Below are 15,893 nucleotides of genomic sequence, written 5' to 3'. Positions count from 1 at the left end.
ACCACTGCTGCCATGGGTTCGCCATGTCGACCAACGATGTAGATGATCGCCGCGAATACTACCGTATCGAGGATACGATCGCACTGGAATTCAACCTGCTTTCCGGTGCCGAAGCCCAGTCCAGCGACGTGCTTCACGATGCCTCTCCGCTGTTCAACCTGCTCAGCGACCTGCACCTGCTGGACTTCGAGTCGCAGCACCTGCTGCGCCATATCAGCGAGCGCGACCGCACCCTGGCCAACTACCTCAAGGTGATCAACAAGCGCATCGACCTGCTCGGCCAGGCCATGGCCCAAAGCCTGTTGCGTGACATCGGCTCGGCTCGGCGCGTGTCGCTGTCCGAGGGTGGCATCAGCTTCAACAACCTGAACCCCATCTCGCCCGGCAGCCATCTGGCAATCAAGATGGTGCTGATGCCGCAGGCACTCGGCCTGCTACTGCGCGCGCAGGTGGTGCACTGCAGCCAGCGCGCCGATGGCCAGTACGAGATCGGTACCGAGTTCGAGGCGCTGACCGATGCCCAGCGCCAGTTGCTGGCCCGCCACATCCTGCAGAAACAGGCGCTGGAACGGCGCCAGGCCCGCGAATGACCCCCGCCGAGGAAGCCCCAGCATGCACCGCCTCGCTCTGCTGATCGCCTTGCTCTTACCCGGCGCGCTGCTCGCCGAGACCCTGATCATTCCCATCGGCAGCCAGGGTGCCGATATCGACACGCAGAACCTGCCGCACAAGGGCGAGTCACAGCGTTCGGTGCTGGAGCGTTTCGGTCTCGCCGACGAGGAACACGCGCCGGTCGGCAAGCCGCCGATCACGCGCTGGGACTACCGCGATTTCAGCGTCTATTTCGAGTACGAACACGTCATCGACAGCGTGCGTCACCATCAGCCACGTCACCCCGCCAAGGAGCAACAGTGACCCTCATCTACGGCCATCGCGGCGCCAAGGGCGAAGCCCCGGAAAACACCCTGGTCAGCTTCCAGCGTTGCCTGGAGCACGGCGTCAAACGCTGTGAGCTGGATCTGCATCTCTCCCGTGACGGCGAGCTGATGGTGATTCATGACCCGACCCTCAAGCGCACCACCGGCCAGCGCGGCAAGGTGGTCGAACACGACGCCGCCGAGCTGGAAGGCTACGACGCCCGCCAGGGCGGCCCCGGCTGGGTACGCCCCTGCCCCATTCCGCGCCTGCGCACGCTGTTCGAGCAGTGCCCATTCGAGCACTGGCAACTGGAGGTGAAAAGCGCCTCGAAGGTTCGCGCGGCGCGCACCGTGCTGGCCATTGCCGAACTGGCCGAACAACATGGCCTGAAGGAGCGCATCAGCATCACCTCCAGTTCGCGCGAGGTGCTCAAGGCCGCGCGCGAACTGACGCCGCACCTGCAACTGGGCCTGGTCGCCGAATACGCCTGGCTCGACCCGCTCAAAGTGGCAGCGCACTATGACTGCCACCTGCTGGCGCTGAACTGGACGCTGTGCACTCCCGAGCGCCTGCTCAAGGCGCAGAAGCAAGGGCTGCACGTCTCGGTATGGACAGTCAACGAACCGGCCCTGATGCGCCGCCTGGCCGACTTCGGCGTCGACAGCATCATTACCGACTTCCCTGGCCTGGCGGTGCAGACACTGGGCGGTTGAACCTCGTAGGGTGCGCCATGCGCACCAGTACCCCGCTCGTAGCCTGACACTAGCGAGCTAGCAGCTTGACTCCGTCGATAGCCGTGGTGCGCGCAGCGCACCCTACGAACTGGGTGCAGTCACGTAGCCCGGATGCAATCCGGGGATGCCTGCACCCGAGCTCCCGGATTGCATCCGGGCTACGAATACAGCCCCCCATAACGACAAAACCGGCACGAGGCCGGTTTTGTCGTTGTTGCCGCCTGAGACGCTAGAAGCTCTCCCGATTCGGCCAGCGCCAGTCGCAAGCCTGCTCCCAGCCTACCTCCCCGACCGGCTCAGGCCGCCGGCCGGAGCCGCTCAAAAAAGCCGGTTGAGGCCGTCGAACGCCGCCACCCGATAGGCCTCGGCCATGGTCGGGTAGTTGAAGGTGGTGTTGATGAAGTACTTGACCGTGTTGGCCTCACCCTTCTGGTTCATGATCGCCTGGCCGATGTGCACGATCTCCGACGCCTGATAGCCGAAGCAGTGCACGCCGAGCACTTCCAGGGTCTCGCGATGGAAGAGGATCTTCAGCATGCCCACCGGCTCCACCGAGATCTGTGCACGGGCCATACCCTTGAAGAAGGCCTTGCCCACTTCGTAGGGCACCTTGGCCTGGGTCAGCTCGCGCTCGGTCTTGCCGATGGAGCTGATCTCGGGGATGGTGTAGATGCCGGTGGGCACGTCATCGACGAAGCGCCAGCTACCATTGTCGACGATGCTGCCGGCAGCGGAACGGCCCTGGTCGGAGGCGGCACTGGCCAGGCTCGGCCAGCCGATCACGTCACCGGCGGCGTAAACGTTGCTGACCTCGGTGCGGTAGAACTCGTCCACCTGGATCTGGCCACGGCTGTTGACCGCGATACCGATGTTCTCCAGGCCCAGCTTGTCGGTGTTGCCGGTACGGCCGTTACACCACAGCAGCGCATCGGCCTTGATCTTCTTGCCGGACTTGAGGTGCAGGATGACACCGTTCTCCAGCCCCTCGATGCGCTCGTACTCCTCGTTGTGACGGATCAGCACGTTGTTGTTGCGCAGGTGATAGCTGAGCGCATCGGAGATTTCGTCGTCGAGGAAGCTGAGCAACTGATCGCGGTTGTCGATCAGATCCACCAGCACCCCCAAACCACTGAAGATCGAGGCGTACTCGCTGCCGATCACCCCGGCGCCGTAGATGATCAGGCGGCGTGGCGTGTGGCCGAGGCTGAGGATGGTGTCGCTGTCGTAGATGCGCGGGTGGGTGAAGTCGACATCGGCCGGGCGATAGGGGCGCGAGCCAGTGGCGATGACGAACTGCTTGGCCACCAGTTTTTCCACCACGCCATTGAGACAGACCACTTCCACCGTCTGCTCGTCGGCGAAACTGGCGGTGCCGAAATAGGTGTCGATGCGATTGCGCGCGTAGTAGCCCGTGCGCGAAGTGACCTGCTTGGCGATGACCTTCTCGGCGCTCTTGAGTACGTCGGGGAAGGAGAACCAGCGCGGCTCGCCGATCTGGCGAAACATCGGGTTGGTGTTGAACTGCATGATCTGCCGCACCGAGTGGCGCAGCGCCTTGGACGGGATGGTGCCCAGGTGGGTGCAGTTGCCGCCGACCAGCGGACGGTTGTCCACCACGGCCACCTTGCGCCCGGCCTTGGCCGCGTTCATCGCCGCGCCCTCGCCCGCCGGGCCCGAGCCCAGCACCACCACATCGTAGTTGTAGACCGCCATGTTTACTCCTTCAGATCAGGCCGGAGCGCTTGTGGCGCACCCTCGGCAGGGCCGGCCCCGGATAGTGGGGCAGGCTATCGTTCAATGCTTCGCTAGCGCTCAGCGTTTGCTGGCGTCGTAGGCGAGGTCGGTACGCGGCGCTTCGCCCTTGTCGCGGTTGACCTCTTCGCACTTCTCGCGGCTGCCACCACAGATCGAGCACTCCTTCTCGATGCCCAGGTTGGCGATGCCACCGCAAGAACCGGCGATGGGTTTGCGCCCCATGATCACGCCAATGGCCATCATGCCGACGACCAGGATCATGGCCAGAAATGCCACCAGAAAAGTCATTGCTCATCTCCCGCAGCGAATAGCTGCTCGAATCGGCTCGTGCCTTGTGTGACGAAGCCCTTGTCCTCCCGCGTCACGAAGAACGCGGCAATCCCGTTACGCTCGGCGAAGGCCATGCCGGCCTCCGGCCCGAGCACCATCAACAGAGTAGACAAGCCATCGGCGCGCAAGGTCGATGGATCGGCCACGGTGACAGCCGCCAGCTTGTGGCGCACGGGGCGCCCACTCAAGGCGTCGAAGGTGTGCGAGTAGCGCTGGCCATTCTCCTCGAAATAGTTGCGGTAATCACCTGAGGTGGAGATACCGTAGCCATCGAGTTGCAGAATACGCTGCGCCACACGCTCGTCGTCGCGCGGTGCTTCCAGGCCGATGCGCCAGTGCTTGCCATCGGGCTTGAGGCCAGCGGCCTTGAGCTCACCCGTGGCCTCCACCAGGTAGCTGGTGACACCCAGCTCGCCGAGACGCGCGACGATGCGATCCACCGCATAGCCAGCAGCGATGCTGTTGAAGTCGACCTGCACGTCGGCGTCCTTGCACAGTTGCTCACCTTCGATATGCAGGTGCTGCTGGCCGACACGCTGGCGCACCTCGGCCAGTTGCTCGGCGCTCGGCACCGCCTCGCCCTTGCCGCGCGGGCCGAAGCCCCAGAGGTCGAGCAAGGGTTCGAGGGTCAGATCGAAGGCGCCCTGGCTTTCCTCGTGCAGGCGATTGCCGGCTCTTACCAGTTCCAGCACGCCCTCGGGCATGGCCTGGCAGGTGCCGGCCGGCGCCTGGTTGAAGCGCTCGATCAGCGAGTCATCCCGGTAGGTGGACATCTGCTGGTCAATCTCTGCGAGGATCGCCTCGGTGGCCGCCTTGATCTCCGCCTGTGGCGCCACGCCTTCGCTGCGCACGTACTTGACCGAATAGGTGCTGCCCATGGTCGGGCCGCCGAACTCTTCGACACGTTCAGAATGCAAGCAGCCCGTTAGGGCTGCCGCCAAGGCGACAGCGATAACGGGCTGAAATACAGCAGACTTCATGCTTAACCGCCGAAGTCGTCGAGGAGGATGTTCTCCGGCTCGACACCCAGGTCGGTGAGCATCTTGATCACCGCAGCGTTCATCATGGGTGGGCCACACATGTAGAACTCGCAATCCTCGGGGGCCTTGTGGGTCTTGAGGTAGTTCTCGTACAGCACGTTGTGGATGAAGCCTTTCAGGCCGGTCCAGTTGTCTTCCGGCAGCGGGTCGGAGAGCGCCAGGTGCCACTGGAAGTTCGGGTTCTCGGCCTGCAGCTGATCGTATTCCTCGACGTAGAAGGCCTCGCGCAACGAACGCGCGCCGTACCAGAAGCTGATCTTGCGCTGGGACTTGAGGCGCTTGAGCTGGTCGAAGATGTGCGAACGCATCGGCGCCATGCCGGCACCACCGCCGATGAAGACCATCTCGGCATCGGTGTCCTTGGCGAAGAACTCACCGAAGGGCCCGTACACGGTGACCTTGTCGCCCGGCTTGAGGCTGAACACCCAGGACGACATCTTGCCCGGCGGCAGGTGATCCTTGCCCGGCGGTGGCGAGGCGATACGGATGTTGAATTTGACGATGCCCTGCTCTTCCGGGTAGTTGGCCATGGAGTAGGCACGGATGGTGGTTTCATCCACCTTGGACACGTACTTCCACTGGTCGAACTTGTCCCAGTCGCCACGGTACTCGGGCTGGATGTCGAAGTCCTTGTAATGCACGGTGTGCGGCGGGCATTCCAGCTGCACGTAACCACCGGCGCGGAAGTTGACGTTCTCACCCTCGGGCAGACGCAGGGTCAGCTCCTTGATGAAGGTGGCCACGTTGGGGTTGGACTCGACGGTGCACTCCCACTTCTTCACGCCGAAGACTTCTTCCGGCACCTCGATCTTCATGTCCTGCTTGACCGCGGTCTGGCAGGACAGGCGCCAGCCCTCGCGAGCTTCGCGCTTGGTGAAGTGCGACTCTTCGGTGGAGAGCATCTCGCCGCCGCCGGATTCGACGATGCACTTGCACTGGGCGCAAGTGCCACCGCCGCCACAGGCCGAGGACAGGAAGATGTTGTTGGCGGCCAGGGTCTGCAGCAGCTTGCCGCCGGCCGGTACCACGATGGTTTTTTCGCCATTGATCTCGATGCTCACGTCACCGCTGGAGACCAGCTTGGCGCGCGCAGCGAGAATGATCAGCACCAGCGCGAGCACGATGGCGGTGAACATGCCGATGGCGAGGAAGATTTCATAATTCATCTGTTCATCCTTTCCTTACAGCTGCACGCCGGAGAAGGACATGAAGCCCAGCGACATCAGACCGATGGTGATGAAGGTGATGCCCAGCCCCTGCAGGCCAGCCGGCACGTCGCTGTACTTGAGCTTCTCGCGAATGCCCGCCAGCGCAGCAATGGCCAGCGCCCAGGAGAGACCCGAGCCGAAGCCGTACACGGTGCTTTCCGCCAGGTTGTAGTCACGCTCGACCATGAACAGGGTGCCGCCCATGATGGCGCAGTTCACGGTGATCAGCGGCAGGAACACGCCGAGGGCGTTGTACAGCGCCGGGACGTACTTATCCAGCAGCATCTCGAGGATCTGCACGATGGCGGCGATCACACCGATATAGCTGAGCAAGCCGAGGAAGCTCAGGTCGACCTGCGGCAGGCCGGCCCAGGCCAACGCGCCGTCCTTGAGCAGGTAGGTGTAGATCAGGTTGTTCGCCGGAACGGTGATGACCTGAACCACGACCACGGCGATACCCAGGCCGATCGCGGTCTCCACCTTCTTGGAGATGGCGATGAAGGTACACATGCCGAGGAAGAAGGCCAGGGCCATGTTCTCGACGAACACCGCCTTGGCCAGCAGGCTGAGATAGTGCTCCATTAGTAGGCCTCCTTGTTGGACACCTGAGGCGCCATCTTGTAGCTCGGTTTCTCGACCTGATCCTTCTTCCAGCTACGCAGCGCCCAGATGAACAGACCAATCAGGAAGAACGCGGACGGTGGCAGCAACAGCATGCCATTGGGCTGGTACCAGCCGCCGTCGTTGACCACCGAGAACACTTCATAGCCCATCAGCTTGCCAGCACCGAACAGCTCACGGATCACGCCCAGGGCGATCAGCATGGCGCTGTAGCCCAGGCCGTTACCGATACCGTCGAAGAACGACAGCACCGGCGGGTTCTGCATGGCGAAGGCTTCTGCGCGGCCCATCACGATGCAGTTGGTGATGATCAGCCCGACGAACACCGACAACTGCTTGGACAGGCTGAAGGCATAGGCCTTGAGCACCTGATCCACCACGATCACCAAGGATGCGATGATCACCATTTGCACGATCATGCGGATGGAGCTGGGGATCTGGCTGCGAATCATCGAGATGAACAGGTTGGAGAAGGCCGTTACCAACGTCAGGGCAACGGACATCACCAGCGCGGTCTTCAGGTTCGAGGTGACCGCCAGGGCCGAGCAGATCCCGAGGATCTGCAGGCCGATGGGGTTGTTGTTGAATACCGGGTTGAGCAGGACTTCTTTGATAGTCGGCTGCGACATGATCAGGCCTCCCCTTCACGCAGGTTAGCGATAAACGGACCGAAGCCGTTCTGGCCGAGCCAGAACTGCAGCAGGTGACTGACACCGTTGCTGGTCAGGGTCGCACCAGCCAGGGCATCGACCTGATGCGCGGCTTGCGGGCTTTGCGGATCGACACCGCCTTTGACCACTTTCACCGCCAGTTTGCCGTTCTCGTCGAACAGCGTCTTGCCCGGCCATTGGCCCTTCCATTTCGGGTTGTCCACCTCGCCGCCGAGACCAGGGGTCTCGCCATGCTGGTAGAAGCCCATGCCGACCACGGTGTTGAGATCACCCTTGATGGCGATGAAGCCGTACAGGGTCGACCACAGACCATAGCCGCGTACCGGCAGGATAAGGGTTTGCACCTGACCGTCCTTCTCCACCATGTACACGGTGCTGTAACGCTCGAGGCGCTTGATCCCGGCGATATCCTTGCTGCCCGGCAGCGCGGTGGAGAGCTTGGGATCCTTGGCCGCCTTCAGCGGATCGAAGGTCAGCGGGTCATAAGCATCGGAAAACTTGCCCGTTTCCAGATCCACCAGCTTGGCGGTGATGGTGCTGTCGAACACCTCTTTCACCTTGGCCGAGGACATGCCCGGCTGCCCCAGGCCGGCGATGGCGAGGATGCTGCGCTGCTTGTCCAGCAGACGATTCTCCACCTGGGTCGGCTTCAGTGCGATGGCGGCGCCGGCGACGAACACCGAGCACACCAGGCACACCAGCACGGCCACCGTCAGCGTGCGGACGGTGGATTCTTTTTGACTAGACATTACGTGCCAGCCTCCGCTTGATATTGGCTTGAACGACGAAGTGGTCGATCAGCGGTGCGAACAGGTTGGCGAGCAGAATCGCCAGCATCATGCCCTCGGGGAAGGCCGGGTTGACCACACGGATCAGCACCACCATCACGCCGATCAGGGCGCCGAAGATCCACTTGCCGGTATTGGTCATGGAAGCCGACACCGGGTCGGTGGCCATGAAGAACATGCCGAAGGCGAAGCCGCCCACCACCAGATGCCAGTACCAGGGCATGGCGAACATCGGATTGGTGCTCGAACCGATGGCGTTGAGCAGCAGGCTGAAGCCGATCATGCCCAACATCACACCGACGACGATGCGCCAGGCCGCGATGCGGGTCAGCAGCAGGATCAGACCGCCGATGGCGATGGCCAGGGTGCTGGTCTCCCCCATCGAACCATGAATGGTGCCGACGAAGGCGTCCATCCAGGTGATGCCGTGGTTGATCACGTTGTCGATGCCGCCGGAAGCCGCCAGGCTCAACGAGGTGGCGCCGGCGAAGCCGTCCACCGCCGTCCACACCGCGTCACCGGACATCTGCGCCGGGTAGGCGAAGAACAGGAAGGCACGGCCGGTCAGCGCCGGGTTGAGGAAGTTCTTGCCGGTACCGCCGAACACTTCCTTGCCGATCACCACGCCGAAGCTGATGCCCAGGGCCACCTGCCACAGCGGAATGCTCGGCGGCAGGATCAGGGCGAACAGCACGGAGGTGACGAAGAAGCCTTCGTTGACCTCATGCTTGCGGATCGAAGCGAACAGCACTTCCCAGAAGCCGCCGACGATGAAGGTCACCGCGTAGACCGGCAGGAAGTAGGCTGCACCCTGGATGAAGTTGTCCCACAGGCTGTTCGGGTCGAAACCGGCCAGCGAGCCGATCAGGGCGAAGCGCCAGCCTTCCTGAGCGGCCAGCAGCTCGGGGCTCTGGGCGAAGATCAGGTTGGCCTGGTAGCCGGTGTTCCACATGCCGAAGAACATGGCCGGGAAGGTGCACAGCCACACGGTGATCATCATGCGCTTGAGGTCGATGCCATCACGCACGTGAGCGGTGGTCTTGGTCACGCTGCCGGGACGATAGAAGAAGGTATCGATCGCCTCGTACAGGGCGTACCACTTCTCGTACTTGCCGCCCTTCTCGAAGTTGTGCTCGATCTTGTCGAGGAATGCACGAATGCCCACGGATTAACCCTCCTTCTCGATGCGGGTGAGGTTGTCCCGCAGGATCGGGCCATATTCATACTTGCCGGCGCACACGTAGGTGCACAGTGCCAGGTCTTCTTCGTCGAGTTCCAGGCAACCCAGCTTCTGCGCCATCTCGGTGTCACCGACGATCAGGTAGCGCAGCAGTTGGGTCGGCAGGATATCCAGCGGCATCACCGCTTCGTAGTTGCCTACCGGCACCATGGCGCGCGGGCTGCCGTTGGTGGTGGTGGTGAAGTCGAACAGCTTGCCGCTGGCCAGCTTGGACACGAAGATGTTCAGCACCGAGTGCTTGTTCACCCCGGCACGCAGGTAATGCATCATCTCGCGCTCGTTGCCCTCGCCCAGGCAGGACACCTGATTGTGGTAACGGCCGAGGAAGGCGAAGGCACCACGGGCGGTACGGCCGCCGAATACCGAGCCGGAAATGACGCGGTTGACACCCGGTTTGAGCTCACCGGCGGTGAGTTCCTCCAGATTGGCGCCCAGACGGGTGCGCAGCAGACGCGGCTGCTCGGCCACCGGGCCGCCCAGGGCGACGACGCGCTCGACGAACAACTGGCCGGTGGTAAACAGCTTGCCCACGGCGATCACGTCCTGATAGCCGATCTGCCATACGCTCTTGCTGGCGCTGACCGGATCGAGGAAGTGGATGTGGGTGCCCGGCAGACCGGCCGGATGCGGGCCGGCGAAGGCCTCGCTGTGCACCTTGGCCAGTTTCTCGCCAGGCAGGCTGACGCCTTCGGCCTTGCACAGGAAGACCTTGGCCAGGTTGCCAAGTACTTTCAGGCCCTGCTCGAAAGCTTCGGCCTGTTCCTTGATGATCAGTGCAGGATCGGCGGCCAGCGGGTGCGTATCGATGGCGGTGACGAAGATCGAGCTGGGCACGGCGTCGATGGCCGGCACCTTGCTGAACGGACGGGTACGCAGGGCCGTCCACAGGCCGGACTGCTGCAGGTTCTCGCGCACCTGCCCGTCGCTCAGCGACTCGAGCTGGTCGGCGCTGTACTGGGCGAAGGTTTCCTGCTCGTCGCCTTCGATGTCGATGACCACGGACTGCAGCACGCGCCGTTCACCACGGTGAACGGCGCTGATCACGCCAGCAGCCGGAGCGGTATAGCGCACGCCGGGTGTCTTCTTGTCGGTGAACAGCAGTTGACCGAGCTTGACCCGATCCCCTACTTCCACCTCCATCGTCGGCTTCATCCCGTGATAGTCGAAGCCGATGACGGCGACGCTACGTACGGGCCTGCCGGCCTCGATACGCTGCGTCGGCGCACCCGTTATGGGCAGATCGAGCCCATGCTTTAGTTTGATCATAGGTTTGCCTAACCACTGATTTAGAAAGCTTTTTATAGGACAGGGGCAACAGCCGACGACCCCAATAGGGCCACTCACGCCAACGCACCGCTGGCATGAACGAAGGTGCCTAACCTGGGTAAAAAATCCCTTCGATTATAAAGATGCCCCCCAGCACTGACCACCCAAGCGCTTGTTTTTTTGGCGCTTCGGTAACAGTCAGCAACAGACTGCTGACCAGGCAGGGCGAAGCGGAAAACGAAAACGGGAGCCGAAGCTCCCGTTCTGTCACGCCGGCCGCCGATCAGCGGGGAAAGGCTGGCGGGTTGACCCCGGCCATGTCTTCCATCACACGCACCACCTGGCAGCTATAGCCGAACTCGTTGTCGTACCACACGTACAGCACGACGCGGTTGTCATTGGCGATGGTGGCCTCGGCATCGACCACACCGGCATGGCGTGAGCCGACGAAGTCGGTGGACACCACTTCCTGCGAGCTGACGAAGTCGATCTGCTTCTGCAGGTCCGAGTGCATGGCCATCTGGCGCAGGTACTCGTTGATCTCTTCGCGGGTGGTGGCCTTTTCCAGGTTCAGGTTGAGGATGGCCATGGACACGTTCGGCGTCGGCACGCGAATGGCGTTGCCGGTCAGCTTGCCCTTGAGCACTGGCAGTGCCTTGGCGGCAGCGGTGGCGGCGCCGGTTTCGGTGATCACCATGTTCAGCGCGGCACTACGACCACGACGACTGCCCTTGTGGAAGTTGTCGATCAGGTTCTGGTCGTTGGTGTAGGAGTGCACGGTCTCGACGTGACCGTTGACGATGCCGTACTGATCGTTGACCGCCTTGAGCACCGGCACGATGGCGTTGGTGGTGCAGGAGGCAGCGGAGATGATCTTGTCCTCGGCAGTGATTTCGCCGTGGTTGATGCCATGCACGATGTTCTTCAGCGCGCCCTTGCCCGGTGCGGTCAGCACCACGCGGTCGATGCCCGGGCATTTGAGGTGCTGGCCGAGACCTTCGGCATCACGCCATTTGCCGGTGTTGTCCACCAGCAGGGCATTCTTGATGCCGTACTGGGTGTAGTCGATGGACGCCGGGTCGTTGGAGTAGATCACCTGGATCAGGTTGCCGTTGGCGGTGATGGTGTTGTGCTCTTCGTCGATGGTGATGGTGCCATTGAACTTGCCATGCACCGAATCGCGACGCAGCAGGCTGGCGCGCTTGACCAGATCGTTGTCGGCACCCTTGCGCACCACCACGGCACGCAGGCGCAGGCCGTCGCCACCACCGGTCTTCTCGATCAGGATGCGCGCCAGCAGACGACCGATGCGACCGAAACCGTACAGCACCACATCGGTGCCTTCACGGGCCGCGCCGTTCTGCTTGCCCACCACATCGGCCAGCTCGTCCTTGACGAACTGCTCGACGCTGCGACCGGCAGCCTCGGCCTTGAACTTGGCGACCAGCTTGCCCAGGTCCACCGAAGCGGCGCCCAGCTTGAGTTCGCTCATGGCCTTGAGCATGGGGAAGGTGTCGTGTACCGACAGCTCGGTCTCGTCGGCCAGGCGATGACGGGCGAAACGGTGAGCCTTGAGGATGTCGATGACCGAACGGTTGATCAGGCCACGGCCATAGATCGAGGTCACCACATTGTTGTTGCGGTAGAGCTGACCAATCAACGGAATCATTGCTTCGGCAAGGGCTTCACGATCGATCCATTCACCGAGACACTGGTCGGGCTTCTGAGTCACGGGCAATACCTTCCACATGTAGGGGCTGAAAAAAGGGGCTACATTATGACGGCGCACGCAAGCATGAGCAATGCGCGCCTGTCGCGACTGACATTGACCACCAAGCCCCGCTACAATTCCCGGCCTTTTCGTCACGACCGTGAGCCGCCCGTGTCCGTACTGCGTCTTCCGTCTCTGCCGGCCAGTGCCGGCAAACAGCAATGGGGCAACCTGCCCGGCGCCGCCCTGTCCCTGGCCATCGCCGAAGCGGCCAGCAATGCCGGGCGTTTCACCCTGGTATTGACCGAAGGCAGCCAGAGCGCCGAACGCCTGCAGGAAGAACTGGCCTTCTTCGCCCCGGATCTGCCGGTGCTGCATTTCCCCGACTGGGAAACCCTGCCCTACGATGTGTTCTCGCCGCACCAGGACATCATTTCCCAGCGTATCGCCACCCTCTACCGCCTGCCGCAACTGAGCCGCGGCATTCTCGTAGTGCCGATCGCCACCGCCCTACACCGCCTGGCGCCGAAGCGCTTCCTGCTGGGCAGCAGCCTGGTGCTGGATGTGGGCCAGAAGCTGGACGTGGAGCAGATGCGCACGCGCCTGGAAGCCGCCGGCTACCGCTGCGTGGATACCGTCTACGAGCATGGCGAGTTCGCCGTGCGCGGCGCGCTGATCGACCTGTTCCCCATGGGCAGCGAGGTGCCCTACCGCATCGACCTGTTCGATGACGAGATCGAGACCCTGCGCACCTTCGACCCGGAAAACCAGCGCTCGGTGGACAAGGTGGAGTCGATCCGCCTGCTGCCGGCGCGCGAGTTTCCCCTGGAGAAGAAAGCCGTCGGCGACTTTCGCGGACGCTTCCGCGAGCGCTTCGACGTGGATTTCCGTCGCTGCCCGATCTACCAGGACTTGTCGTCCGGTATCACCCCGGCCGGCATCGAGTACTACCTGCCGCTGTTTTTCGAGGAAACCGGCACCCTCTTCGACTACCTGCCGGGTGACACCCAGGTGTTCTCCCTGCCCGGCATCGAAAAAGCCGCCGAGCAATTCTGGCTGGATGCACGCAACCGCTATGAAGACCGCCGCGTCGACCCCGAGCGCCCGCTGCTGCCGCCGGCCGACATTTTCCTGCCGGTGGAAGACTGCTTCGCCCGCCTGAAGAACTGGCCACGGGTGGTGGTCAACCAGGACGACATCGAACCCGGTGTCGGCAACACCCGTTTCGAGGCAAGCGCCCTGCCCGACCTGGCGATCCAGGCCAAGGCCGGTGAGCCGCTGGCGGCGCTGCGCCGCTTCATCGAGGAATATCAGGGCCGCGTGCTGTTCTGCGCCGAATCGGCCGGGCGCCGCGAGGTGCTGCTGGAATTGCTCGCCCGCCTCAAGCTCAAGCCCAAGGAAGTCGATGGCTGGCCAGCGTTCGCCGAAAGCCAAGAGCGCCTGAACATCTGCATCGCACCACTGGACGAAGGCCTGCTGCTCGAGGAGCTGGCGCTGATCCCGGAGAATCCGCTGTTCGGCCAGCGCGTGATGCAGCGTCGTCGTCGCGAAAAAGGCCGCGACGGCGGCGACAACGTGATCAAGAACCTTACCGAGCTGCGCGAAGGCGCGCCGGTGGTGCATATCGATCACGGCGTCGGCCGCTACCTGGGCCTGGTGACCATGGAGTTCGACGGCCAGGCCGCCGAATTTCTCGCCCTGCAATACGCCGACGAGGCCAAGCTCTATGTGCCGGTGGCCAGCCTGCACCTCATTGCCCGCTACAGCGGCAGCGACGATGCCCTGGCGCCGCTGCACCGCCTCGGCTCGGAAACCTGGCAGAAGGCCAAGCGCAAGGCCGCCGAACAGGTGCGCGACGTGGCGGCCGAACTGCTCGACATTTACGCCCGCCGCGCCGCCCGAGAAGGCTTCGCCTTCCAGGATCCGGCCCTGGACTACGCCACCTTCAGCGCCGGCTTCCCCTTCGAGGAAACCCCGGATCAGCAGGCCGCCATCGACGCCGTGCGCGCCGACATGCTGGCCGGCAAGCCGATGGATCGCCTGGTCTGCGGCGATGTCGGCTTCGGCAAGACCGAAGTGGCCATGCGCGCCGCCTTCATCGCCGTACACAGCGGCAAACAGGTGGCCGTGCTGGTGCCCACCACCCTGCTCGCCCAGCAGCACTACAACAGCTTCCGCGACCGCTTCGCCGACTGGCCGGTGAAGGTGGAAGTGATGAGCCGCTTCAAGAGTGCCAAGGAAGTCGAAGGCGCCGTGCAGCAACTGGCCGAAGGCAAGGTGGATATCGTCATCGGCACCCACAAGCTGCTGCAGGATGACGTCAAGTTCCACAACCTGGGCCTGGTGATCATCGACGAGGAACACCGTTTCGGCGTACGCCAGAAGGAACAGCTCAAGGCCCTGCGCAGCGAGGTGGATATCCTTACCCTCACCGCCACGCCGATTCCGCGTACCCTGAACATGGCCGTGGCCGGCATGCGCGACCTGTCGATCATCGCCACGCCGCCGGCGCGGCGCTTGTCGGTACGCACCTTCGTCATGGAGGAGAACAAGCCGACCATCAAGGAAGCGCTGCTGCGCGAGCTGCTGCGCGGCGGCCAGGTGTACTACCTGCACAACGATGTGAAGACCATCGAGAAATGCGCTGCCGATCTGGCCGAGCTGGTGCCGGAGGCACGCATCGGCATTGGCCACGGGCAGATGCGCGAGCGCGATCTCGAACAGGTGATGAGCGATTTCTACCACAAGCGTTTCAACGTGCTGGTGGCCTCGACCATCATCGAAACCGGCATCGACGTGCCCAGCGCCAACACCATCATCATCGAACGCGCCGACAAGTTCGGCCTGGCCCAGTTGCACCAGTTGCGTGGTCGCGTCGGTCGTAGCCACCACCAGGCCTACGCCTACCTGCTCACACCGCCACGCAAGAGCATGACCGAAGATGCGCAGAAGCGCCTGGAGGCCATCGCTGGCGCGCAGGATCTCGGCGCCGGCTTCATTCTCGCCACCCACGACCTGGAAATCCGTGGCGCCGGCGAACTGCTCGGCGACGGCCAGAGCGGACAGATCCAGGCTGTCGGTTTCACCCTGTACATGGAAATGCTCGAGCGCGCGGTCAAGGCCATCCAGAAAGGCGAACAACCCAACCTCGAGCAGCCGCTGGGCGGCGGCCCGGAGATCAACCTGCGCGTACCGGCGCTGATCCCCGAGGACTACCTGCCCGACGTGCATGCGCGCCTGATCCTCTACAAACGCATCGCCTCGGCCACTGACGAGGACGGCCTGAAGGAGCTGCAGGTGGAGATGATCGACCGCTTCGGCCTGCTGCCCGAGCCGACCAAGCACCTGATGCGCCTGACCCTGCTCAAGCTGCAAGCCGACAAGCTGGGCATCACCAAGGTCGACGCCGGCCCGCAGGGTGGTCGCATCGAATTCGCCGCGGAAACCTGCGTCGACCCGCTGACCCTGATCAAGCTGATCCAGGCCCAGCCGAAACGCTACAAGTTTGAAGGCGCCACCGTCTTCAAGATCCAGGTGCCGATGGAGCGCGCGGAAGAGCGCTTCAACACCCTGGAAGCCCTGTTCGAGCGCCTTGCGCCCACCACCTGAAG

14 protein-coding genes are annotated in these 15,893 nt (G+C 63.1%); 4 read left to right on the top strand and 10 right to left on the bottom strand.

What is annotated here, in order from left to right; all coding sequences use genetic code 11:
• Positions 1-23: 23 nt before the first annotated feature.
• Genes OU800_RS09290 through OU800_RS09280 form a run of 3 tightly spaced genes read left to right on the top strand, consistent with a single transcriptional unit; the run spans position 24 to position 1,631 of the window.
• Complete coding sequence (locus OU800_RS09290; protein WP_268183146.1) at positions 24-590, top strand: PilZ domain-containing protein; 567 nt, start codon at positions 24-26, stop codon at positions 588-590.
• Positions 591-612: 22 nt separating this feature from the next.
• Positions 613-915, top strand: a complete 303-nt coding sequence (locus tag OU800_RS09285; protein WP_268183144.1) for a phosphodiesterase — start codon at positions 613-615, stop codon at positions 913-915.
• Complete coding sequence (locus OU800_RS09280) at positions 912-1,631, top strand: glycerophosphodiester phosphodiesterase (protein WP_268183143.1); 720 nt, start codon at positions 912-914, stop codon at positions 1,629-1,631. Before OU800_RS09285 ends, OU800_RS09280 begins: the two co-directional genes overlap by 4 nt.
• A gap of 339 nt (positions 1,632-1,970) precedes the next feature.
• Here the strand turns inward: OU800_RS09280 and sthA are convergent, their stop codons facing one another.
• From sthA to OU800_RS09230, 10 genes are all read right to left on the bottom strand, one after another.
• Positions 1,971-3,365, bottom strand: coding sequence for a Si-specific NAD(P)(+) transhydrogenase (sthA, locus tag OU800_RS09275; protein ID WP_268183142.1), 1,395 nt, complete (start codon positions 3,363-3,365; stop codon positions 1,971-1,973).
• A 99-nt stretch (positions 3,366-3,464) separates the two neighbouring features.
• Entirely contained in the window at positions 3,465-3,695 is a 231-nt protein-coding gene (gene nqrM, locus OU800_RS09270) for a (Na+)-NQR maturation NqrM (RefSeq protein WP_268183140.1), read from the bottom strand.
• Complete coding sequence (locus OU800_RS09265; RefSeq protein ID WP_442964745.1) at positions 3,692-4,717, bottom strand: FAD:protein FMN transferase; 1,026 nt, start codon at positions 4,715-4,717, stop codon at positions 3,692-3,694. Before OU800_RS09265 ends, nqrM begins: the two co-directional genes overlap by 4 nt.
• A 2-nt stretch (positions 4,718-4,719) precedes the next feature.
• Positions 4,720-5,943, bottom strand: a complete 1,224-nt coding sequence (nqrF, locus tag OU800_RS09260; RefSeq protein ID WP_268183137.1) for an NADH:ubiquinone reductase (Na(+)-transporting) subunit F — start codon at positions 5,941-5,943, stop codon at positions 4,720-4,722.
• Positions 5,944-5,958: 15 nt separating this feature from the next.
• Positions 5,959-6,567 (bottom strand): NADH:ubiquinone reductase (Na(+)-transporting) subunit E, encoded by a 609-nt coding sequence (gene nqrE / locus OU800_RS09255; RefSeq protein WP_268183135.1) that lies wholly within the window; start codon positions 6,565-6,567, stop codon positions 5,959-5,961.
• Complete coding sequence (locus OU800_RS09250) at positions 6,567-7,241, bottom strand: NADH:ubiquinone reductase (Na(+)-transporting) subunit D (RefSeq protein WP_268184253.1); 675 nt, start codon at positions 7,239-7,241, stop codon at positions 6,567-6,569. Before OU800_RS09250 ends, nqrE begins: the two co-directional genes overlap by 1 nt.
• Positions 7,238-8,026, bottom strand: coding sequence for a Na(+)-translocating NADH-quinone reductase subunit C (locus OU800_RS09245; RefSeq protein WP_268183133.1), 789 nt, complete (start codon positions 8,024-8,026; stop codon positions 7,238-7,240). Before OU800_RS09245 ends, OU800_RS09250 begins: the two co-directional genes overlap by 4 nt.
• Positions 8,019-9,230, bottom strand: coding sequence for an NADH:ubiquinone reductase (Na(+)-transporting) subunit B (locus OU800_RS09240; protein ID WP_268183131.1), 1,212 nt, complete (start codon positions 9,228-9,230; stop codon positions 8,019-8,021). The genes OU800_RS09245 and OU800_RS09240 overlap by 8 nt, the downstream gene beginning before the upstream one ends.
• A 3-nt stretch (positions 9,231-9,233) precedes the next feature.
• A complete protein-coding gene (locus OU800_RS09235; RefSeq protein WP_268183128.1) occupies positions 9,234-10,571 on the bottom strand; it encodes a Na(+)-translocating NADH-quinone reductase subunit A in 1,338 nt (445 codons plus the stop codon).
• 283 nt (positions 10,572-10,854) lie between these two features.
• A complete protein-coding gene (locus OU800_RS09230; RefSeq protein ID WP_268183125.1) occupies positions 10,855-12,321 on the bottom strand; it encodes a glyceraldehyde-3-phosphate dehydrogenase in 1,467 nt (488 codons plus the stop codon).
• A gap of 132 nt (positions 12,322-12,453) precedes the next feature.
• Between OU800_RS09230 and mfd the strand changes: the two genes are divergently transcribed.
• Positions 12,454-15,891, top strand: a complete 3,438-nt coding sequence (mfd, locus tag OU800_RS09225; protein WP_268183123.1) for a transcription-repair coupling factor — start codon at positions 12,454-12,456, stop codon at positions 15,889-15,891.
• Positions 15,892-15,893 lie beyond the last annotated feature (2 nt).

The organism is Pseudomonas sp. GOM7, from assembly GCF_026723825.1.
Lineage (GTDB): Bacteria > Pseudomonadota > Gammaproteobacteria > Pseudomonadales > Pseudomonadaceae > Aquipseudomonas.
Note: the sequence above shows the minus strand (reverse complement) of the source record. Positions and strands in the feature narration are given on the sequence as shown.

Coding starts and splice junctions, on each gene's coding strand:
- OU800_RS09290 (WP_268183146.1), top strand. CDS start 24: ATGTCGACCAACGATGTAGATGATCGCCGCGAATACTACCGTATCGAG.
- OU800_RS09285 (WP_268183144.1), top strand. CDS start 613: ATGCACCGCCTCGCTCTGCTGATCGCCTTGCTCTTACCCGGCGCGCTG.
- sthA (WP_268183142.1), bottom strand. CDS start 3,365: ATGGCGGTCTACAACTACGATGTGGTGGTGCTGGGCTCGGGCCCGGCG.
- nqrM (WP_268183140.1), bottom strand. CDS start 3,695: ATGACTTTTCTGGTGGCATTTCTGGCCATGATCCTGGTCGTCGGCATG.
- OU800_RS09265 (WP_442964745.1), bottom strand. CDS start 4,717: ATGAAGTCTGCTGTATTTCAGCCCGTTATCGCTGTCGCCTTGGCGGCA.
- nqrF (WP_268183137.1), bottom strand. CDS start 5,943: ATGAATTATGAAATCTTCCTCGCCATCGGCATGTTCACCGCCATCGTG.
- nqrE (WP_268183135.1), bottom strand. CDS start 6,567: ATGGAGCACTATCTCAGCCTGCTGGCCAAGGCGGTGTTCGTCGAGAAC.
- OU800_RS09245 (WP_268183133.1), bottom strand. CDS start 8,026: ATGTCTAGTCAAAAAGAATCCACCGTCCGCACGCTGACGGTGGCCGTG.
- OU800_RS09235 (WP_268183128.1), bottom strand. CDS start 10,571: ATGATCAAACTAAAGCATGGGCTCGATCTGCCCATAACGGGTGCGCCG.
- OU800_RS09230 (WP_268183125.1), bottom strand. CDS start 12,321: ATGTGGAAGGTATTGCCCGTGACTCAGAAGCCCGACCAGTGTCTCGGT.